The organism is Streptomyces halobius (genome assembly GCF_023277745.1).
In the GTDB taxonomy this organism is placed as follows: Bacteria; Actinomycetota; Actinomycetes; order Streptomycetales; family Streptomycetaceae; genus Streptomyces; species Streptomyces halobius.
On sequence record NZ_CP086322.1, the window covers coordinates 8,077,888 to 8,097,806 of the forward strand.

The window sequence follows — 19,919 nt, forward strand, 5'->3', positions numbered from 1 at the left end:
AATCCCGTCGCTGGTACGGCTGTTCGAGATACTGTGCCCCGGCCATCCACCAGTGGCACAACTACATAGCAAAGAGGGGGAATGCCACATGTTGTGCTCGAAGAACGCCTTACGCACAGGGGTCATAGCCACCGCCGCGGCAGTCACCGCGCTGCTCGCACCGCAGGCCAGCGCCGCTGACGTCCCGGTAGTCCCGGTCGCCAAGAACGCCAACGCCCAGACCAAGGCCATCGCGCGGGCGAACCCGCAGATCGTGTCGGCCGCTGCCACCGTGTGCGGCTCCGGATACGAACTCAGCCGGGCCACCCCACTGCCCAAAGGCATCGATCCGGCTAAACGACACGCCACCTTGTTCAGCTATACCAAGGGCGGCAACGACTACGGCTGCTCCATCATGGACAACAACCTCGGCGCGGCACGGCACATGAAGCTGAAGGTCTGCAACTGGCAGGGAACCGCGTGCGACACCGACGAAGGCAACTTCAGCCAGTACGCCGGCCCGGTCTACACCTCCAATCCGGTGTGCGCCCCGGTGACCGGTCAGATGTGGTTCACCGACGGAACGCTGAACGTCAACTACCGGAGTGAGTATGAGTACCTGTGCAACTAAGACGACCAGAATCGCCATAGCTTTCACAGCCTCCGCCCTGCTTGCCTCCTGCGGGTCTGCGGAAACTACGGGCGCCGGCCAGAAGCCGCAGGCGCCCTCTGCCTCTGAGACGCCGGCGCAGTCGGGAACACCCACCCCCGCACCGACAGCCACCCCCTCCGCCGACCCGCTTGCCGAGAAACGCGCGGCGGAAGAGGAACGCCGCAGCACCAGCGGGGCCACCGGCGATGCGGTACAGAAGAACACGAGTGTGCCGGGCCCAAGCGACTACCAGTTCGGGACGGTCGACTTCCGCAAGGGAAACGGTGACGTCCTGGTCTACAAGCCCCGGAAAGCCGGAGGCCGGATCACGGTGCCCGTCACCATCACCAACAACGGCCCCAAGCGCGCCTTCTACACCGTGACCGTCACGGTCACCGCGCCCGGCGGCATCTCCTTCATGAAGACGATCCAGACCTCCACCACCGGCGTCTACCCCGCGACGACGTGGCCGCAGGAGATCACCATCACCGAAAAAACCGACGCCCCGGCGAAGAACTACACCATCAAGAGCGTCGACGTGCAGCGCGACGAGCGCTGACCTCACAAGAAGGAATCACGTGAAGAAGTCCATACCCGCTGTCCTGCTCGCCTCCGCCGCCCTCGTGGTGGGCTTCACCGCCCCCACCGCGTCTGCCGCCGACCCGGCCCCCGGCGGGGGCAAGATGGTCGCTGTCGAGGGCGCCAAGAGCCTGTCCGTCGACATGGACACGGTCTCCAAGTCCGCAAAGATGAAGAACACCAAGACCATCCTGGAGAGCAACCCCCAGATGGCCGCGGCCTCCGCCAACGTGTGCGGCTCCGGCTACACCATCTCCACCGGCGCGTCGCGTTACGGGATCTACGGCACCACCTACACGTGGACCAACGGCACCGAAACAGGCGACTCCTACTACGACAAGCCGATCTGCGCCGTCTTCTTCAACGACACCGGCTACACCCGCTACATGGGCATTCGGCTGAAGGACAACTACACCGCCACCCCGGACGTCGAAGACTTCGGCGCCTACCGCTCCTACGCCGGGCCCGTCTACCAGAAGAAGGGCTACTGCGGCCGGGCGTACTCCTACATGGAAGTCGGCGGGAAGGCCGTCGTTGACAACTACCTCGGCGTAGGCTCCTGCAACTGATGACGCCTTCGCGCATGCCGCGCCCGGTACTCCTGCGCACGGCACTGCTGGCTGCCGCGCTGGCCTCGGGATGCTCCAGCAGCCAGGAGGCCCCCCGCCCCGCTCCGTCGGCGAGTATCAGCGTCACCTCCCAGCCCCCCTCGCCCGAGGCGGCGGAAGAACCGTCCGCGGTCATCAGCTACGCGGGGAAGACGAAGATCGTCACCGTGGGGGACGTGGAGATCCGCGCCACCGCCAATGAGGCGGGCATCAATGTCGCCTGCAACGTCACCAACACCTCCGACGAGGCCACGAACATCAAGGTCACGGTCAGCGTGGGGGACGGGGACGAGTGGGTGACAACGAACAACTTCGAGTTCCGTCAGGTCAGCGCAGGCAAGTCCGCATCACAAACCACGCTGATGGCGACGTCGTATGCGGATGACCTGCCGGAGGACCCGAAGGTGTACATCGACTCTGTCCAGCACTACTGAGATCAGAGGATACGTGAGACACAAACGATTAAGAGCCTCGGCGGCTGTTGCTGCCGCCATGGCGCTCACCACAACACTGATAGGTACCGCGCAAGCAGACGAGCCCAAGCCGCCCAAAGACGCGGCACAGGGCTGGGATACCCAGGAGCAGAAAAAGAGGAATCCCCCCAAGCCTGCGAGCATTCCCGGCAAGGAGCGCTCCACCGTCCTCGGGAAGGACTACAAGTCCTCCAAGGACACCGCTGTCACCACCAGCGGCGACGGGAGCGGCTTCCATCTCCTGGCCGCAGACGCCAAGGACGGCTATACGTTCACCACCGTCGCCACCCTGCGGGAAGACGGCTTCGCCTCCGACACGTGGATCGGAAACCACTGTGTGACCGCCTCGGGGAAGTACGCGGCCGTCGCCTACGCGCCGCGCATGTTCACCAACAAGCCCGAGCTGATGGTGCGCGGCGCGTTCACCGCCCTCGTCAACCTCGGCAGCGGCAAGGTCACCAAGCTGCCGTTCTCCGCCTCGCTGGCCTACTTCAGCCCCGGCTGCGGCAACAGCGATGACGTGGTGTTCTCCCAGTTAACCCACGACGGGGACAAGGAACAGAAGACGCGCCTGATCACCGTCGACGCGGCGACGGGCAAGGAGAAATACAAGAGCACGCATCGCGGGCAGGTCACCTCCGCCGTCCCGACGAGCAACGGAATCGTCGCCGCACACGGCAACGAGCAGGTCCGGATCAACAAGGCCAAAGAAGCCGAGCTGGCCCGGACCCGCACCGTACCGTTCGAGATCAAGGCCGATGCCGAAGGCGGCGTCACCTTCATCGACCGCGACCTGGACAAGTCCGCCAAGAAGACACCGAAGTCCTACGCCCAGCACCTCGGCGCACAGAAAGTGAAGGCGGGCAAGAAGACGAAGCCCGCCACCCTCGCCGAAGGCTCCCTGGAGGCATGGGACCTGGCGCGCAGCTCGCGGGGCGAGGTGTTCATCACGGGCAAGGCGACGAGCAAGGCGAAAGCCGAGCATGTCCACAACCCCGGCAAGATCACCAAGGGTGCGCTGATCTCCAGCCACGGCGCCTCCGCACTGACCACGGCCTGGGCTGACGGCAAGACCACCGTCATCGACCCCGAGGACGCCGACAGCTCGCGCACCGTACGGACCACACTGCGTGTGCTGGGCACGGGGAAGACCGCAACCCTCGATGTCGCGCCGGGAGCCGACCGGATCGGCGGCTCCACAGCCGCCGGCCAGGGAGCGGCGAAGTCTCCTGTCCTCCCCGGCGGGAAGAAATCCCTGAAGGGCTCCGCAGGCTCCGGGATGTCGACCCAGACGGTGCGCACCCAGGCCACCGCAGGATGGGAACCCAAGCCCGGGTCCCCGAACAGCCCCATTGAAGGCGCTTCTGAGCGGACCTGCTCGGTGGAGCGGAACAATCCGATGCTCCAGGCGTTCCAGCCCACCCCCCGCCAGGTGGAGTGGGCCGCAGACCAGGCCGTCGTCAACAAGCTCGACTTCTACCGCAAGGCCGGATGGAAGAAGAACGACATCGGCGGATACAGCCCCGGTGGCCTCTTCCCGGCCCCGGTACTCGCGGGAGACCCCTCGGGGGCACTGGAGAGTGAGGACGGGGCCAACGACAAGTGGCACATCCCCGCACAGGTCCTGCTGGGCATCACCGCGCAGGAATCCAACATGTGGCAGGCCACCCGATTCGCCGTCCCGGGCGTCACCGCGAACTCCCTCATCGGCAACTATTACGGCATCGACTACAGCCCCTCCGGCTCCCAGACCGATCCGTGGCACATCAACTGGTTCGACGCCGACTGCGGCTACGGGATCACCCAGGTCACTGACGGCATGCGCCTTCCCGGCCGGGACCAGACCACCACGTCACAGCTCGCACAGAATGCCGTAGCGGTCGACTACACGGCCAACATCGCCGCAGGCGTACAGATCCTCTCCGAGAAGTGGGACCAGACCTACAAGGCCGGAATGAAGGTCAACGGCGGCCACCCCCAGTGGATCGAGAACTGGTTCTACGCCTTGTGGGCCTACAACTCCGGATTCTGGGACAAGGACCCCGACGGCGGAACGGCCCACACCGGACTGGGGTGGACCAACAACCCGGCCGACCCCCTGTGGAAAGCCAACCGCACTCCGTTCCTGGAGAACGCCGACGGCGAGAACGACTACTCCCACGCCGCGCACCCGCAGGACTGGCCCTACCAGGAAAAGGTCATCGGCTGGGCGGCCCGCCCGATCTCAGCCCTGTTCGCGCCCGGAGACTTCCAGGCCGGATATCGCCCCGCCTGGTGGAACAGCGAAAGCAACCGCGCCAACGCCAAACCGCCCGTCGACCTGTTCTGCGCGGCATCCAACAACTGCGATCCGTCCAAGATCGGCGACAACGACTCCAACGACCCTGGCCAGGGCGCATGCACCCTCGATGCCCGCGCCAAGGGCGACCACCAACTGCACTGCTGGGTCAACCAGCCCGCACAGTGGAAAGACTGCGACACGTTCGCGCAGTGCGGTAACGCCGTCCACCGGTTCAACACCTCCTACCCGGAGCAACCGGACGGAACGGCCTACCCGCCGAAGTGCTCCACGGGCCTGCCCTCGGGAAGCCTGGTCGTGGACAATCTTCCCAACGGATCACAACCAGCAGGATCAGCAGGACGAAGCTGCGGAACAGTGTCCTCGAACGGAACGTTCAAGTTCACCTACGCCCCGTGGGACTCGCTGATGCAGGACGATGACGGCATCACCCACACCGTCACCACCTATCCAGGCAAGATCGACACTCACCAGGTCGGCGCCGGGTACGGAAATCACTTCTACTTCACCCACACCCGCAACCCGCAGCCCGGCACACCCGACGCCAAGCGGATGTTCATCACTGGGAAGTGGACACTGAACCAGTCCAACATCGGTTGGGCGCGGGTCTTCGTGCACATGCCCGACCACGGCGCGCACACCCGGCAGGCCGCCTACGAAGTTGGCGGATCGAACTCGACCAGTACGACCCGCGTTGTGCCGCAGCGCACACGCGAGAACCGCTGGGTGAGCCTGGGCGCGTTCAACTTCGCCGGCACCCCGACCGTCTCCCTGAGCAACTTCACCGGAGACGGAACCGGCTCCGAAGACATCGCCTGGGACGCCGTAGCCTTCCAAAAGCTCCCCGGAAAGCCGCGGCACCAGATCGTCTCCATGGGCGACTCCTTCTCCTCCGGTGCATCCGAGGGGAACGCCGACTACTTCCCGGAGACCAACTACCGGAACAAGAACAGTGAGTTCACCCGCAACGCCTGCCACCGGTCCTACAAGGCGTGGTCCCGGCAGGCCAAGGCGCCAGGGTTCTCGTCCTCCATCGGTGAGATGGAAGACCTGTACAACCCGAACATGGACCACCATCTGATCGCCTGCTCCGGAGCCAGAACGCAGAACGTCCTGGACACACCGCAGGGAAACAGTGGTGAGCTTCCACAGATGCAACAGGGCTATCTGGACCAGAACACCACGCTGGTCACGATGTCGATTGGCGGAAACGATTCACTATTCGCCACTGTGATCCAGGCGTGTCTGGTCGGTTTGGCCACAGGGAACTGTAAGAACTCAGTCCTTACAGCGGATCATGTCAGGGGCGAACCTGCTGGAAAGTACGATGGGCAGGTGGGCAAACCTTTCGAGGTCGCTGTTCCCGAGCTGATGCAAAAGGTCGTCCGTCCGGATATCGTCAAAACGATCAAGGCGATTCATGAGAAAGCGCCGAACGCCAAGATTGAACTCATGGGGTACCCGCGCCTGATCGAAGGCGACGGTGACTGCCTCCGGAAGCTCGGGATCGCTGGGTTGTCCAAGGAATCTGCGGCATGGCTCGCAACCGTTGCGGACGATCTCACCGTGCAGATGGATGCAGCGGCTGCGGACGCACGCCCTTCCGGCATCGATGTGCGCTTCACCAATCCGATGAGCGAGTTTGCCGGCAAGGGGATCTGTGGTGACCCGGAGTCCATTCACGGACTCGTCGTCAAGCTGACAGACAGCGATAATCCGGCTATCGACTGGCCCATCCTCAACATCTACGGCCTGTCGGCACAGTCTTTCCATCCGAAGATCAGCGGTGCCCGGCTCTACGCCAATGCGCTGGAAGGCACTATGGACGGATGGGGGTTGTGAGGTAAAACAAGAACAGTGAATGGGGCCCCGCAGTCAGCGGGGCCCCATTCGCGTTAAGTGGCCTTGAAGTAGTTTCCTCCATGCAAGGTCCATATGTAAATAGTTCCATGATCTTCCCGGAGTTCTTCGATCGACTTGTTGCTGTACCGGCGAGTAATTTCACTCCATAGGGACTTCTTTGAAAGGTGCATGGACGCTGGGCGGCCTCTGTCATCCCAACTCAGTGATTCGCTTATACTCAATTCGTAGCTGGTGGAGAGGCTGGGTCGGTAGCCACTGGAGCGGGTTTCTTTATTTTTCCCGTAGTAGTCAAAAATGTCATCTATGGAGCTTTGCGTCCATTCTGTGACGCCGGCACTGCGTACATCCTTGACGACCTGTACGGGGCGTTTCTTGGAGGAGAAGATGATGTATGCGTTTATTCCGCAGATCATCGACTGCTTTTTCGGGGGATTCGGGTCGAACAGGTGGCTGTTCCCGCGTGTATCCGAGCAAGTGTCGGCGGTCACCACGCTCAGCGGGCGCAGCCACGGCACGCCGCTCTCGATCTCCCGGACGCGGTCATGCAGGGTTCTTTTCGTCTGGTCCCTGAGCTTTTGCACCTCGGTGGAGGTGGCTATCTTCCTCAGCTCACGCTTCGACGGCCCACCCGCCGAGCACGCGGACACAGCAAGGACCAGGCATACGAACAAGAGGGACCAGAGCTTCTTGGCCGCCCCTTTGACCGTTCGGGCGATCTTCCTCATGCGTGATCAACTTCCTTCCGGTCGAGTCAACTACTCAGCCCTAAAGGGCAAGGCCGTGAAGCTATGGGTTGGGTGTGGTTGAGCTGTGGATTGGCCGGACATGAGGAGCGGAGCCCCGGTAGAACTGGCAGTCGACGAAGACAAGCCGTTCACAAAGACCGGAGGCTCCGCTGGCCGGACAGTTTGCCATCACGCGGGTCGTCACGGTGGCCGAAGGGCTCTTCGCGCCGGGCCATCTGGGCGAGTTGACCAGGATCGTGCCGTCAGGTGGAGCCATTGCGACGCCTGCTGCCCCATTTCGGGTGTTGGCGGGGAGCAACCGCCGACGCAGACCCGAACCGCAAGGGACTCTCGTGCAGTCCGTCGCACTCTTCGACATGCCCGCGTCCGCGATGGTCACCCCCGCACTGCCGCCGGGCCCCGTCGACCCCGGCCGCACCTATCTCCAGTACGGAGAGGCCGACCGCTGGAGTTACCTGGGCACCCATCAGCCGTCATGGCTGGAGCGCCCCGAGTTCGGCGGCAGCACGACCGTGCCGCTGTGCGTGTCGCACCGCCGCCTTGCCGGTCGCCGACGCCTCCCGCTCCTGCCCGACAACGCCCGCAACCGGACCAGCCTCGCCGCCGCGTGGCTGCGGATGCTCGAACTCGGCCACGCCCCGCGCACCACACCGGTCGACGAGCCCGAGGGCTGCACGCACCCGATGCACGGGCGTCCACCACGGCTACCCCGGCAGCGAGCACCGGTGGGCCCTGGTCTGTCTGCTGTGCGAGGTCGACATCGACCCGTACTACAGCCACATGCGGGACCGGAAGGGCGATAACCCCGCGCCGCCGCGCCGCCACAAGGGCTGCAAGTACGCCGGGCCCGGCAAGGCCGCGGGGCGCGCCGCCCGCTACGTGGCCCTCGGCATCGCCATCCCCGCATGGGACAAGGACGCCCGCGCCGCGCTCGCGGCGGCCTGACGCCCCGCCGGGGCGCGACGCAGACCGCCGCGCCCCGGCACCCTCCTTCCTGCCGAGGATCCCGTGAGCGCTCAACTGGCCCTGCTCGCCGACTCCGCCCCCGCCCCGAAGGCGAAGCGCGTCCGCCGCATCCACCCGTCCGTCCCTGACGTGCCGGCCACGACCGTCCCGGCCGCGCTGCTCCGCGCCGCCGACTGGATTCTCCTGAACTCCAGCGGTGGAAAGGACAGTCAGGCGATGGCCTCCCACGTCCGCGACCTGGCTGCCAAGCTCGGCCTGCTGCACCGCGTCGTGATCGTGCATGCGGACCTCGGGGACATCGAGGGGGAGGACACCCGCAAGCTCGCCGAGGAGCAGGCCCGGCGCCTCGGCGAGCGCTTCGAGGTGGTCAAGGCCGAGGGCGGCGACCTCCTGGCGCACGCCGTCGCGAGGTTCTTCAAGCTGAAGGCGAAGGCGGAGAAGGAGGCCCGCGAGGAGGGCCGCGACCCGGCGACGGCGAAGGCCGCCCCGGCCTGGCCTTCATCCGCAGCTAGGTGGTGCACGAGTGATTTGAAGCGGGGCCCGATCCGGAAGCTGATGACGCGGCCCGTCGCCGAATCGGCGGGCCTGGGACGCCCGGTGCGCATCCTGAACTGCATGGGCCAGCGGGCTGCCGAGAGCGCGCCGCGCGCGAAGCGCCTCTGGGCAATGTTGCACAGGCTGCATCAGCGGCTCCGCTGTGAAGTGCCTGGACAGTACCGCTTTCGATGGCAGCTCGCGTCGAATGGTCCCTCGAAGGGGTGGTTGGTTGTCGGATCCGACCTGCGGGATCTCTGCCGCTGGTGTACTCCCCGCATCGGTGGTGCAGCGAGTGCATCACGTGGCAGGTGTGGCTGATCACTGCCGGTCGCGGAGGGTGACGGATGGGTCGGGGGAGTTCTGGCAGTGTGACGGCCATTCCCGGAGTCGCGCGGTTGCACGTCGTCGAGGGCATCTCGATGCTGAGGCCGCACGCTGCGGTCTTCGACAAGACACTGAAGGGCTTCGAGGATCATCAGCGAGCTCGCCATCTCTCGAGCGGAACGATCAAGGGGCGTACGCGCATTGCCCGCCAGGTCCAGGCGTTTTCCGACGGCTATCCGTGGGAGCCGGCCTGGAATCACGCCATGTTCGACCGGTGGTCGGCGATGCTGGCGGACCAGGTGGCCACGTCGACACTGCGGGGTTACCAGAGCGATCTGTCGCTCTACCTCACCTATTTGAGCGATCCGGCCTACGAGTGGCCGCAGGTCTGCATGGAGACGTTCGGCATGTTCGCCGGCTTCGCCCTGCGGGACCTCAACGCGGTCCGGCACGCCCAGGAGTACATCGGGCAGCCGAGTGGGAACCGGCCGCTGTCTCGGCCGGAGATCAAGAAGCTCTTTGGGCAGATGGACCCGGAGATCAAGCGGCTCAGGGCGGCCGGGCACAAGGGCGCCCTCGCGGCGGCCCGGGACTTGGCGATGCTGACCACGATGTATGCCTGGGGCCTGCGGCGACGAGAAACCGCTCGGCTGGAGACGCACGACTGGCGGCGCCAGGCCAAGCTGCCCGAGTTCGGCGACTACGCGGGACTGGCGGTCCGTTGGGGCAAAGCAGCCGGCCCAGGGATGCCGCCGAAACGACGCATGGTGATCTCGGTCTGGCCATGGGCAGTGCAGACCGTCCGTCTCTACATGGAGCACATCCGCCCGCTGTTCTATGCCGATCGCCCGGACGACGGTGTGATGTTCCCCACCGAGCGCGACGAGATGATCTCTGAGCGGGCGGTCAACCAGCGCTTCCAGCACTGGCGCGAGCTCGCCGAACTCCCGGACTGTCTCGGCCCGCACTGCCTGCGGCACACCTACGTCACCAGGCTGATCGAGGCGGGTTACGACGGTCAGTTCGTGACCGAACAAGTCGGACATTCTCATGCGGCGACCACCGCGATCTATACGGCTCTCAGCAGCGACTTCAAGAACCTCAAGGTCCGGGAGTTCCTCGACGCGGCGGAGGAGGCCCAGTTGGCGGCCGCGTTCGCGCGGGCGGACGCCGAGGCCGACATGGACGACGACTTCAGTGACCAGACGGCCGACGAGCTCGTCGGAACCGGTCAGACGAGGAGGACGTGATGGCCGCGGTTCCCGCTGGCGACAACCCGCAGGAGAGGCAGGGACTGGAAGCCCTTCAGCCCCGTTACGAGTGGCGGCTCCAGGAGTTGATGGCTGTTCGCAAGGATTGGTACAGCACCACCAAACTGGGGCCTGAGCTGCGGAAGTACGGCTTCGAGATGGACCGCAGCAGCATCTACCGGCTGGTGAAGACCAAGCAGCCGCCGAAGATGCCGTTGGAGTTGATCCTCGCCCTCTGCAAAATCCTCAAGTGCAAGTTCGAGGACCTGGTCGTCGAAGTGGAGCCCGCAACCGAGGCTCAGGAACCGAAGCCCAAGGGCCCGTGGTTCCCGACATGTCGCTGCTGGCCACGGACTTTTTCGACGCCGAAGGCTGACGGTGAGCCGGAAAGAACGCGGCATCTGTCAGGGCTGCGGCAGGGACCGAATGATCGTCCTGAAATCGAAGCATCTCTGCTACACCTGCTACCAGAAGAGCCGGCCGTCGGAAGTCTGCTGCCGCTGCGGACGCTCGGGCATCATTGTCTTCCACGACGCTCGCGGGCCGTGGTGCCAGCCTCGCCGGGAGAAAGACCGGGCTGAGCCGTGCTTGGTTTGCGGGCGGGTCGGCAAAGTCGCAGAGCGACGCGAGGGCCAGCCGGTCTGCCGTCGTTGCTGGCAGCGCGAACACAGAGTCCCGCGGCCATGTCATGTCTGCGGCCGCACCATGAAGGCCACGAAGAATACCCCGACGGGCCGGATGTGTTACACCTGCCACCGCAAGACGCTTGCCCAAGGAGGCCTGCTGCGTCTGCGGCCGTGTGGTCGTCGCCTCCGCCCACACCGACGAGGGCGCTTGGTGCGACACCTGTCGCAAGAAGGCGATCGCGGAACCGTGTTCCCTCTGCGGCGTCACTCGGCGGATCACCGCTCGCGATGACGGGCGACCGGTCTGCAGTGCTTGCTATCAGCGTCTGAACCGCGACAACCGGCTTCGGCGCGAGTGCATCGACTGCGGCGAGGTGAAAGCCGCCGACCGGATCACGGAAGACGGGGCCCTCTGCGAGAAGTGCAACAACCGGCGGGCGCCCGTCGTCCTCTGCCCGCGCTGCGGCAAGCGGCGCAAGGTTGGCGTTCCTAAGTTCCGGCATCTGCCGGGCCTGCATCCAGCAGATGCGGCCTCGCGAGGAATGCCGAGTCTGCAGCCGGCTCATGGCGGTCTCCTTCCGCGACGACGAGGGCCAGCCTTGGTGCGACGGCTGCCGCCGCCAGGACCGAGCGGAACCATGCAGCGGCTGCGGAATCATGAAGATCGTCAGTGCCCGCGATGCCCGCGGACCGTGGTGCATGACCTGCTGGCAGCACGCCCGCCCTGGGCCCACCTGCCGCGACTGCGGCCAGAGCCCCTCGATGCCGGCGACACGCTGGGACGACACCCCGCGATGCGTGTCGTGCTACGGAGCCTCGAGCGTCCCTTGCACCCGCTGCGGCACCCTCGCCAAGGCCGAGCGACGCTGGCCGGAAGGACCGGTCTGCCTTCCCTGCGTCGACGCGGTTCGCTTCACCCACGCCGAATGCCACCGATGCGGCCAGCTGGCCGGCGTCTTCCGCCAGGAGAAGGATGGACCGATCTGCCCCGAGTGCGCCGGAGTCACCTTCACCTACCGCTGCCCAACCTGCAGTGCCATGGGCCGACTTCTCCACGGTCAGTGCCCGCGCTGCCGGGCAATGCAGGAACTCGACGAGACGTTCGCCGCCCCAGATGGCCGCCGCTCGGCCCAGCTTGCTCCGCTGGCCGAAGTTCTCGAGCAGTACGACAACCCCTACTCGCTGGTTTGGTACTTACGCCGCCCAGGAGGCCAGCTCATCCGGGCGATGGCCAGCGGCCACCTGGAGTGTTCGCACGAGACCCTGGACACGCTCCGCCAGACACCGTCCGTCCATCAGTTGCGCGGGCTGTTGGTGCTGGCCGAAGTCCTGAAGCCACGCGAGGAACAACTCGCTCAGTTCAAACGGGACGTCAAGGTCTGTCTCGACGAGATCAAGGACCCTCGGGAACGGTCCGTCCTCGCCCGGTATGCCCGATGGCACCTCATGCCCCTCGCCCACCACCGGCTTGAGCGATCCGGCTTCAGCCGCTTCCAGCGCGAACAGCTCCGCCGAAAACTCACCGCGGCACGTCAGCTACTTGAGTACATCCACCGCCGCGGCCGCACCCTCGACACCGTCACCCAAGCGATCGTCGATCGCTGGCTGACTGCCAACAGGCAACTGCAGAACTACGCCCGACCGTTCCTCATCTGGGCTGCCAACTGCCACTTAGCGCCCGAGAACGTCGCCATCGCCACCGCGACCAAGACCGTCGACCGATCCATCATGACCGACGCCGACCGCATCATCACCGCACTCAACCTGGAGACCGACGAGTCCTTGCAGATCCTCGACCGCGTCGCAGGATGCCTCGTGCTGCAATACGGACAGATGGCCGACCGGCTGGTCAACCTCACCATCGACCAGGTCCTTTCCCACCCCGAAGAACCCGGCGTCCTCGGCCTTCAGCTCGGCCGAGATCCGCTCTGGCTACGGCCCCGCTTATCAGCCCTACTCCACCAGCTGATCAACGAACGTCGCCCTCTCGCAGCACCACTCCGAACTCGCGAGACGCCATACCTTTTCCCCGGCCTTCGTCCCGACCGACCGATGACCTCCCACACGTTGCAACAACGGCTGACCCGCCTCGGCATTCCAACCGTCAGCAAGGCCCGCAACGGCGCCTGGCTCGCCATGGTCGGGGCCGTCCACTGGAAGATGCTCGCCGACCTTCTCGGCATCGCCGACGGCACAGCACACCACTGGCACAAGCTCAACGGCGGAGACCGCGCCAGCTACGTCGCCAGCCGGCTCAAAGCCGCCCAGACACCTACCGAACCCGAATAGCCAACAAGACCTCCTTGACGGGCTAAGACCGCGTCACACACGGTGAGCACGCTCCAGGGCATTCGGTGCCTCCCAATATTGCTGGCCACCAGCAGCCGCTGTCGAGATCGACCGCCCGACCAGCAATGGCAAGAGGCACGTCACGACGTGGAGGCCGATCCACGGGTGGACGGACGCGGAGGTCTGGAAGGAGGTCGCGCGTAGCGGCCTGCCGTACCAGGAGGCGTACGACTGGGGCATGAGCCGCCTCAGCTGCAGTTTCTGCGTTTTGGGGTGTGAGGCGGACGTCGTCCTCGCCGCGCGGCTGCGCCCGAAGAAGGCCGCCCAATACGTCACCGTCGAGAAGAAGGTCGGCGCCGACTTCAAGAACGGCTTGTCGATGAGGGAGATCGTCGAGCGCGCCAAGGCGCCGGACGCCGAACACGGCGAACTGCCGCGGCCCCCACGCGGCACCGCGCTTTCCCGCTACGTCGGCAAAAAGGCCACCCGCAAGTACCTCGCTTGCGTCGACCAAGGACGCCTCGACCTCGCGGCCTGACCACCCCGTTCCGCCCAGGGCCGGAGAGCAACCGGCCCCGCAGACCCGAACCTGAAAGGCCCGCTCCGTGCGCGCCGCCACCATGCCCGCGCCCGTCCTCGTCTGCGAGACCGACGACAACGAGACGTGGCTGCTGCTGCGCCTCGGCGACAGGTTCGTCGGCTACCTGGACGTTATCGACTGCGGCGACGAGCTGTGGGTTATGGAGGTGGGTGTCCACCCCGACCACCGTGGCCACGGGCACGGCACACGGCTGCTGAAGGCCCTGCTCGATGGGAACCCCGGCTCGCAGATCGCCCTCTCGTGCGGCTCGTTCGCACCGGGCCATGTGTGGCGCCGCGCCCCGGAGGGCCTGACTGACCCGGTGCTTGCCGCCTGGTACGCGCGGCACGGCTTCCGCCTGGAACCCGACGACGAGGACGGCCGCCGCATGGTGCGCCTGCCCTGACACCCGGGTAGCGCTTCCCCTGCGCCGTACGGATGAGCTGATGCTGCCAGCCCCGAGAGCGCCGCAACGACGAGACTCCGGTTAGCCGGGGCCTCGTCGTTTACGGCCCCTGCCAGCTGCGTGGCGAAGGCCCCGGATCAGGCCCGGACCTGCAGGATGCAGGGAGCGGAATCAGCCATTGCCAGTGGCATGCCGTACTTTTCGGCCATGCAGATACGATCCGTGCTGTCCGCCGCCCTCGCCGCGGTGGTGGCAGCCACGACCCTGACGGCCATGGGCAGCCCCGCCCAGGCCGCCAGCCAAGCGCAGACCTGCTCTCGACAGGTCGCCGTACGCGAGAGCACCAGCGAGATCACGCGCTTGTACGACGTGACGGTGCGCCTGCCTCACTGAGCGGCAGCACCTTGAACGGCGAGAGCCCCGGACGGTTGTCCGGGGCTCTGCGCTTGTTCGGCGCGGCGTCAGGCCAGCAGAAAGGCGGCGGCGGTCGCAGCTCCCAGCGAGGCACCGGCCACAGTCTGGGCGACGGAATGGTAGGTGAGTGCCACCCGGGACCAGCACACTGCCGCCGTGAGGGTGTAGGCGAGCAGCCACCATGGGGAGTGGACGACGGCCAGCAGCGCGGGGACGGCGGAGGCGACCGCGCTGTCCACGCTGATTTTCCAGACGGTGTTCACCGTCAGCAGCACAACGGTCATGGCCCACAGGGCGAGCATGGCGACGAGGATGCCGGTCGGTGCGTGGCCGAGCACCATGGCGAGCGATCCGAGGCCGATCGACGCCAGGATGACGAAGAAGATCGGGGCCCGCTTCGTGCGGTCCACCACGTGCCGGTCACCCCAAGTGCCGCGTTTGCGCTCCCACTCGATGTAACCCGCCGGGATGAGCCCGGCGCACAGTGCACCGAGCAGGCCCCAGGGGATGCCGGTCCAGTCACCGGCGGCCGCCAGGCCGATGCCGACCATGCCGACCACGAGAACGTTGCGGGGCTGGAGAACATCGGTGACGGTCCGGGCCGTAGTGGCGTCGCTCGTCATGAGGCTGTCCCCGCGGCGGCGAGCAGGCTTTGCGCCTGGGCAGGGCTGCTCTTCTTGTACGCTCTGGCCACTCGGCGGAGCCATGCGACCGCTCCGTCCTGGTCCGTGGCCGCGGGCTGCTCGAACGCCGCGACCGGGCCCGCGGGCGCCCCTCCCGCCTTGGCTGCGAGCGCGGCCTTGATCCAGTACGCCTGAGCGACGGCACCGTGGGCGGCCTTCTCCCTGGCGGCCGCCATCAGGTTGTCGGGGACGTGATGACGCAGTTTCTCGACGGCGTCGGCGACATCGTGGATCCACCGGTCGAGCCGGAGCTCGGCGTCCATGTCACGGCGGGTCAACTCGCGGTACCGGGAGCGCGGCGGCTCCATCGGGATGGTGGGGAAGGCGGTCATCAGCTCGCGCCACATCGGGTACAGGCGCGCGAGGGCCCACCAGGCGTGGGCGCGGCGGAGGCCCTTCTCCGAGGCTGGGACCGATACCCCGAGCGCGAACAGCACGAAGAGGAGAAGCTGCATCGCCTCGGTGGAGGACTCGATCTTGTGGGCGACGGCGTAGCTGGGTTGGTCGGCGAGCCAGACCCACATGGCCAGCATGCGACCGAAGGAGTAGAAGACGCCGAGGACCATGGCGAAGGCCATCATGCCCAAGCCGACACGCAGCAGCCTGCGTTCCTCACGGCGGAACGCGCCGGCCCACTGGTAGAGGCAGATGGCGGATGCGGAGCCCAGGTAGACGTAGAAAACGGTCATGTAGGCGGTGGCGCCCCACTGCCCGGCGTGATCGCTGACGAAGCGGTCGCTCGGTACCGACCGGTCGACGACCGTGAAGAACATGATCGTCATCAGGGCGAAGCTGGCGAGGGCCGTCTTGGTGGCTACGCGTTGGATGACGCGGGCTACTCGTACGGCGCGGGCCATCTCGCCGTCAGCGGGGTACTGCCCGTACACGGCGACGATGTAATACATGATCGCCAAGATCGCTGCGCCAGCCGAGTAGTGCTTGAGCAGGATCGAGGCGTCGGTGATCGAGCTGTTGTTGAGCCCGATTCGTACGACCTCGGTCTTGGTCCACAGGGCGATGGAGAAGCCCAGGAAGCAGCCCCAGAGGGATCTTCGGCGGGCGTCGGAACCGCCGAGCGCGCGCCAGATGGCGACGGCGGTCATCAGGGCGGCTACGAGGTAGCCGGCTATGTCGAGCACGGGGGTCCTTGAGTTACGAGCGGCGGAAGAGGTTGCGAAGGCGGCGTCCTGGTCGGTAACTGCCGCCGGCGGGCCGGGAGAGGGTGTCGTCCAGGCGGCCGAGCATGTCGTCGCTTGGCACGTCGCGGGCCATGCGGGGGATGAGAGAGGCGCCGAGTTCGGCGATCTTCTCCTCGACGGTGCGGTAGTTGGCACGTGCCTGCACGGTGGCCTCACCGGCCATGACGCGCTTGATCAGGCCCGGTCCGAAGACGGGCAACAGTGCTTGGAGTTCCTCGGGGCTGAGCTGAGTGCCGTGGTCGAACCACTCGTGGACCAGCTCGTGCAACATGACGTGCTCGGTCAAGTAGGCCGACGGGCGCTTGCGGTAGAGGACGATGCTGAGGTGGGTGTCCTTGATCCTCAACCCGCACGCCGTGCTCACGGTGATCATCGAATCAGGGATGGGCTGCATGATGATCCGGCGGCCGCGGGCCTTCTCCATGTTCATCCGCAACTGCTCTACTGAGAACGGGTTGGGGATCGGAAGGTCTGCCAGGCCGGTCTTGCACCGCTCCTGCACCTCGCTCAGAGACGGCTCGGAAGAAGGCACGCGCGTCATGTCCGCGGTTCCGCCGGAGGTTCCTGCGTCTCCTGACGCGCCTTCTCCAAGAGGTCGAGTGCGAAGTTGAGGAGGTCGGGCGAGAGCCCCTCTTCGGTGATGCCCCGCCCGGCGATTCCGCTGATGCCGCCGGCTCGCTTGTCGGCCAGGAAGCGGAGCCCGGCGGAGACTTCCGCCTCGACCTGCGATTCCGGTTTGAAGAAGCGCCAGTCGCAGTCGAAGCCCATTCCCAGGGCTTGCAGAGTCTCGTCCCTGACCTCGGTGAGCTGGCCTTTGCGGAGCTTGCCGAAGTAGCTGTGAGACAAGGCGCCGCCGCGGGCCTCCACGATTCGGCAGAACTCGCGGTCGCTCGGGGTGCCGTCGGGGAACGACTCCTTAAGCAGGTAGTTGATCTTCTCCTGCAAGGTGCGTGGCTCATCATTCTCGCCGGCGCTCATCTCCGCCCCCAGGCTACTCATGTCCGATTTTGCGTTGTTTTCTTGTCATGGCTTCGCCACTCTAATCCACGCTGTTAGGCAGGAGTTTGTCCCTCCTGTCTACTTCCCGACCTCGTGATTCGCCCGACTCTCATCTGGCTTGCGTAAACACTCTACGCCACTGTTAACTCCATGACACACAGGGCCGCCTGTAGGGGTAGTGCGGCCGGATTTCGCCGTGCCCTGAAGCTGCGCACGGGACTGCCCGGCTCGGGGGAGCGGGCAGCCCCGTGCGTCTACTCGACGCGGTGGAGTGATGGACGAGTGACGATCTCCGACGCAGTGCCTCTGCTCTGGGCCTCCGGTCTGCGGCCTCCCGCGGCCGGAGGGAACTCCGCCGTGCCGCAGGTTCTTGGTGCGGTGAACTCCCTTGAGTTCCGGGTTGGCCCCGAGCATGGTCCCGCCCAAGCGATGCGCCGCTCCCGCCGGTTCGCCGCGATGGTGCTGCCGGCACTGCTCGGCGAGCTGCCGGAAGCCGCGGCCATCGCCGAGTCGGTGCTCGCGGTGCTCACGGAGCTGGTCGACGTCACCGCGCGGCATCGCGCGAGCGTTGACCTGGCGGGTCGGATCTCATACGACGGGGCCCACGTCCTGCTCACCGTCGGGGAGATGAACCGGGCCTTGCCGGATCCGGAGGTGGAGCCGGGCCTGTTCATCGTGCACCGCTCGGTCGACGACATCGGCCAGTACCGCGGCGACGAAGGCGGTCACGTGACCTGGGCGTCCGTGCCGGTTCGGTTGAGCATCCCATAGCCCTATGTGGCCCGGCGTTTACGCTCACTTGCCGTTTTGGGAAAGGGCGCCCTCCATTCGTCGAGGATGCCGCACGCCCAAGAGTCGGGGTGTCTCCGCAGGTGACAGTGCTGCGGTGATTCACGGGCGCGTACTGATTGACCGGTGAGCCGTCGACCCCGCGCTCGCGGATGCCGTACGCCTTGAGGCCGAGCCCTTCGAAATCGTCCAGGAGATGCCCCTTGGACTTCACACGGTTCCGGATGATCTCCATGTCGTAGTCGGCGGGCAGGGGGATCGCGTATTGCATGGCGTGCATGGTGGGCTCCGTGGGAGGGGAAGGGCTGGTGCGGTGCTCGTTACGTGCCGGGGTACTCCTCCGCGCCGACCAACTCCTCCCACTCGGTCGTGGTGCCGTCGGCGGCGGCCTCGACCGTGGCCAGGTGGGTCATGAAGGTGTCCGGCGCCGCGCCGTGCCAGTGCCGCTCACCTGGCGCGATCCAGACCGTGTCTCCGGCGTGTATCGGCTCGACGGCGCCGCCCGCGCGCTGCACCAGTCCGGCACCCTCGGTGACATGCAGGATCTGGCCGTGTGGATGCGTATGCCGGGCAGTGTGCGCGCCGGGGGCGAAATGGACGCTGAACATCCGGAGGCGGGAGGGCGAGGGCGGCGCGGCGATCTCGTCGAGCCATACGGTGCCGGTGAAGTGGGCCGCGGGGCCCGCCTGGCTCGCGGGGCGTTCCCGGGTGATGTGCATGCGGGCGTGAACTCCTCTAATTGCGCGGTGTCTTCGGGAGCCCCGAGTGGTCGGGTGAATGGCTGGCGATCGGCCGGGTGATGGTCAGTCGGTGCCATCTGGGGCAGGCGCGGCATCCGGGGCGGGCGGGGTCGACCTACCGGGCGCGGCATCCGGGGTGGGCGCGGTCGACGTACCGTGCGAGGTTGACGCACCGGGCGCGTGCCACGTCGCACCGGGCGCGGTGGACGTACCGGACGCGGCCTGCGCCGCCAGCAGCGACAGCGCCCCGCGTACCGCCGCGTCGAACGGCGCGGTGTCATCGGCCGCGCGGGCGAGCACATAGCCGCCCTGGACGACCGCGGCGACGGTCGCGGCGGTGGCCTCCGGATCCAGCGCCGGAGCCAGTTCGCCGCGCCGCTGCCCCTCGGCGAGCACCTCGGTGATCCGGCCCTGGAGCCACCCGAACATCTCGTCCAGCGGCCGCCGCAGCTCCGGGCTCTGTACGACATCGCGATCCTGCGTCATCCGGCCGATGGGGCAGCCGCGCAACACCCGCCGCTCACGCAGGAGATAGGCCGCGACCCGGTCGTACGCCGTCCCCGGGCCGGACAGACAGGTCTCCGCGGTCTCCTTCATGCTCTCCGCGGTGCGCCGGATCGCCGCCAGCGCGAGATCCGACTTGCCCGCGAAGTGGTGGTACATGCTGCCCTGGCCGACGCCCGCGCGCTCCAGGATCGCCTTGGGGCTGGTGCCGACGTATCCCCGCTCCCACAGGAGCTCCTGGGTGCTCTCGACGAGTCGTTCCTGAGTGCTCATAAGGGCACCGTACATACTAGTAGTTACAGAGATCAAGCGCGGTGCGCCACGGAAGGTCAGGGCGATCCACGGGCTAGGCGGCCACGACCCGGCAAGCGCGACCCGGCGGCAAGCCCCGGCCCCGCCGGCCGTCCGTCCTGG

Annotated in this window: 21 protein-coding genes and 2 pseudogenes; 15 read left to right on the plus strand and 8 right to left on the minus strand. The window is 66.5% G+C overall.

What is annotated here, in order from left to right:
* Window positions 1-88 precede the first annotated feature (88 nt).
* The 5 genes from K9S39_RS36700 to K9S39_RS36720 all read left to right on the plus strand — a co-directional run bounded on the left by K9S39_RS36700 (window position 89) and on the right by K9S39_RS36720 (window position 6,432).
* Window positions 89-610, plus strand: coding sequence for a hypothetical protein (locus K9S39_RS36700; protein ID WP_248867627.1), 522 nt, complete (start codon window positions 89-91; stop codon window positions 608-610).
* Window positions 611-860: 250 nt separating this feature from the next.
* On the plus strand, window positions 861-1,190 hold the full coding sequence (locus tag K9S39_RS36705) for a hypothetical protein (protein WP_248867628.1): 330 nt from the start codon (window positions 861-863) through the stop codon (window positions 1,188-1,190).
* 19 nt (window positions 1,191-1,209) lie between these two features.
* Window positions 1,210-1,779, plus strand: a complete 570-nt coding sequence (locus K9S39_RS36710; RefSeq protein WP_248867629.1) for a hypothetical protein — start codon at window positions 1,210-1,212, stop codon at window positions 1,777-1,779.
* Entirely contained in the window at window positions 1,779-2,252 is a 474-nt protein-coding gene (locus K9S39_RS36715) for a hypothetical protein (RefSeq protein WP_248867630.1), read from the plus strand. Before K9S39_RS36710 ends, K9S39_RS36715 begins: the two co-directional genes overlap by 1 nt.
* Window positions 2,253-2,310: 58 nt before the next feature.
* On the plus strand, window positions 2,311-6,432 hold the full coding sequence (locus K9S39_RS36720) for a golvesin C-terminal-like domain-containing protein (protein ID WP_248867631.1): 4,122 nt from the start codon (window positions 2,311-2,313) through the stop codon (window positions 6,430-6,432).
* Between the two features lie 53 nt (window positions 6,433-6,485).
* Here the strand turns inward: K9S39_RS36720 and K9S39_RS36725 are convergent, their stop codons facing one another.
* Window positions 6,486-7,178, minus strand: a complete 693-nt coding sequence (locus K9S39_RS36725) for a hypothetical protein (RefSeq protein ID WP_248867632.1) — start codon at window positions 7,176-7,178, stop codon at window positions 6,486-6,488.
* A gap of 353 nt (window positions 7,179-7,531) precedes the next feature.
* Between K9S39_RS36725 and K9S39_RS36730 the strand changes: the two genes are divergently transcribed.
* From K9S39_RS36730 to K9S39_RS36770, 9 genes are all read left to right on the plus strand, one after another.
* Window positions 7,532-8,002 (plus strand): hypothetical protein, encoded by a 471-nt coding sequence (locus K9S39_RS36730; RefSeq protein ID WP_248867633.1) that lies wholly within the window; start codon window positions 7,532-7,534, stop codon window positions 8,000-8,002.
* The gene (locus K9S39_RS36735) at window positions 7,980-8,144 is read left to right on the plus strand and encodes a hypothetical protein (protein ID WP_248867634.1); all 165 of its coding nucleotides are present in this window, start codon (window positions 7,980-7,982) and stop codon (window positions 8,142-8,144) included. Before K9S39_RS36730 ends, K9S39_RS36735 begins: the two co-directional genes overlap by 23 nt.
* Window positions 8,145-8,207: 63 nt before the next feature.
* Window positions 8,208-9,020, plus strand: coding sequence for an adenine nucleotide alpha hydrolase family protein (locus K9S39_RS36740; protein ID WP_248867635.1), 813 nt, complete (start codon window positions 8,208-8,210; stop codon window positions 9,018-9,020).
* A gap of 50 nt (window positions 9,021-9,070) precedes the next feature.
* The gene (locus K9S39_RS36745; RefSeq protein ID WP_248867636.1) at window positions 9,071-10,276 is read left to right on the plus strand and encodes a tyrosine-type recombinase/integrase; all 1,206 of its coding nucleotides are present in this window, start codon (window positions 9,071-9,073) and stop codon (window positions 10,274-10,276) included.
* The gene (locus K9S39_RS36750) at window positions 10,276-10,857 is read left to right on the plus strand and encodes a helix-turn-helix domain-containing protein (RefSeq protein WP_248867637.1); all 582 of its coding nucleotides are present in this window, start codon (window positions 10,276-10,278) and stop codon (window positions 10,855-10,857) included. The genes K9S39_RS36745 and K9S39_RS36750 overlap by 1 nt, the downstream gene beginning before the upstream one ends.
* Before the next feature lie 1,125 nt (window positions 10,858-11,982).
* Window positions 11,983-13,191, plus strand: a complete 1,209-nt coding sequence (locus tag K9S39_RS36755) for a hypothetical protein (RefSeq protein ID WP_248867638.1) — start codon at window positions 11,983-11,985, stop codon at window positions 13,189-13,191.
* Window positions 13,192-13,429: 238 nt separating this feature from the next.
* Window positions 13,430-13,729 carry a hypothetical protein gene (locus tag K9S39_RS36760; protein WP_248867639.1) on the plus strand — a complete coding sequence of 100 codons (300 nt, stop codon included), beginning with the start codon at window positions 13,430-13,432 and terminating at the stop codon, window positions 13,727-13,729.
* Between the two features lie 67 nt (window positions 13,730-13,796).
* Window positions 13,797-14,177: a GNAT family N-acetyltransferase gene (locus K9S39_RS36765; RefSeq protein ID WP_248867640.1), complete on the plus strand. Its 381-nt coding sequence runs from the start codon at window positions 13,797-13,799 to the stop codon at window positions 14,175-14,177.
* A 207-nt stretch (window positions 14,178-14,384) separates the two neighbouring features.
* On the plus strand, window positions 14,385-14,570 hold the full coding sequence (locus K9S39_RS36770) for a hypothetical protein (RefSeq protein WP_248867641.1): 186 nt from the start codon (window positions 14,385-14,387) through the stop codon (window positions 14,568-14,570).
* A 68-nt stretch (window positions 14,571-14,638) separates the two neighbouring features.
* Here the strand turns inward: K9S39_RS36770 and K9S39_RS36775 are convergent, their stop codons facing one another.
* From K9S39_RS36775 to K9S39_RS36790, 4 genes are read right to left on the minus strand one after another with little or no spacing between them, the layout of a single operon-like run.
* Window positions 14,639-15,214 (minus strand): hypothetical protein, encoded by a 576-nt coding sequence (locus K9S39_RS36775; protein WP_248867642.1) that lies wholly within the window; start codon window positions 15,212-15,214, stop codon window positions 14,639-14,641.
* Window positions 15,211-16,377, minus strand: coding sequence for an MAB_1171c family putative transporter (locus K9S39_RS36780; RefSeq protein ID WP_248869119.1), 1,167 nt, complete (start codon window positions 16,375-16,377; stop codon window positions 15,211-15,213). The genes K9S39_RS36775 and K9S39_RS36780 overlap by 4 nt, the downstream gene beginning before the upstream one ends.
* A gap of 49 nt (window positions 16,378-16,426) precedes the next feature.
* Window positions 16,427-17,005, minus strand: coding sequence for a toxin (locus tag K9S39_RS36785; protein WP_248867643.1), 579 nt, complete (start codon window positions 17,003-17,005; stop codon window positions 16,427-16,429).
* Between the two features lie 5 nt (window positions 17,006-17,010).
* A complete protein-coding gene (locus K9S39_RS36790; protein WP_248867644.1) occupies window positions 17,011-17,472 on the minus strand; it encodes a hypothetical protein in 462 nt (153 codons plus the stop codon).
* A 357-nt stretch (window positions 17,473-17,829) separates the two neighbouring features.
* On the opposite strand from K9S39_RS36790, the gene K9S39_RS36795 reads away from it, so the two are divergent.
* Window positions 17,830-18,243, plus strand: coding sequence for a hypothetical protein (locus K9S39_RS36795; protein ID WP_248867645.1), 414 nt, complete (start codon window positions 17,830-17,832; stop codon window positions 18,241-18,243).
* 124 nt (window positions 18,244-18,367) lie between these two features.
* Here the strand turns inward: K9S39_RS36795 and K9S39_RS36800 are convergent.
* The 3 genes and pseudogenes from K9S39_RS36800 to K9S39_RS36810 all read right to left on the minus strand — a co-directional run.
* Window positions 18,368-18,541, minus strand: a pseudogene (locus K9S39_RS36800) (DUF4865 family protein); the annotation flags it as partial.
* Window positions 18,542-18,581: 40 nt separating this feature from the next.
* A complete protein-coding gene (locus K9S39_RS36805) occupies window positions 18,582-18,980 on the minus strand; it encodes a (R)-mandelonitrile lyase (RefSeq protein ID WP_248865679.1) in 399 nt (132 codons plus the stop codon).
* A gap of 240 nt (window positions 18,981-19,220) precedes the next feature.
* Window positions 19,221-19,793 (minus strand): annotated as a pseudogene (locus K9S39_RS36810) (TetR/AcrR family transcriptional regulator); the annotation flags it as partial.
* Window positions 19,794-19,919: the final 126 nt, after the last annotated feature.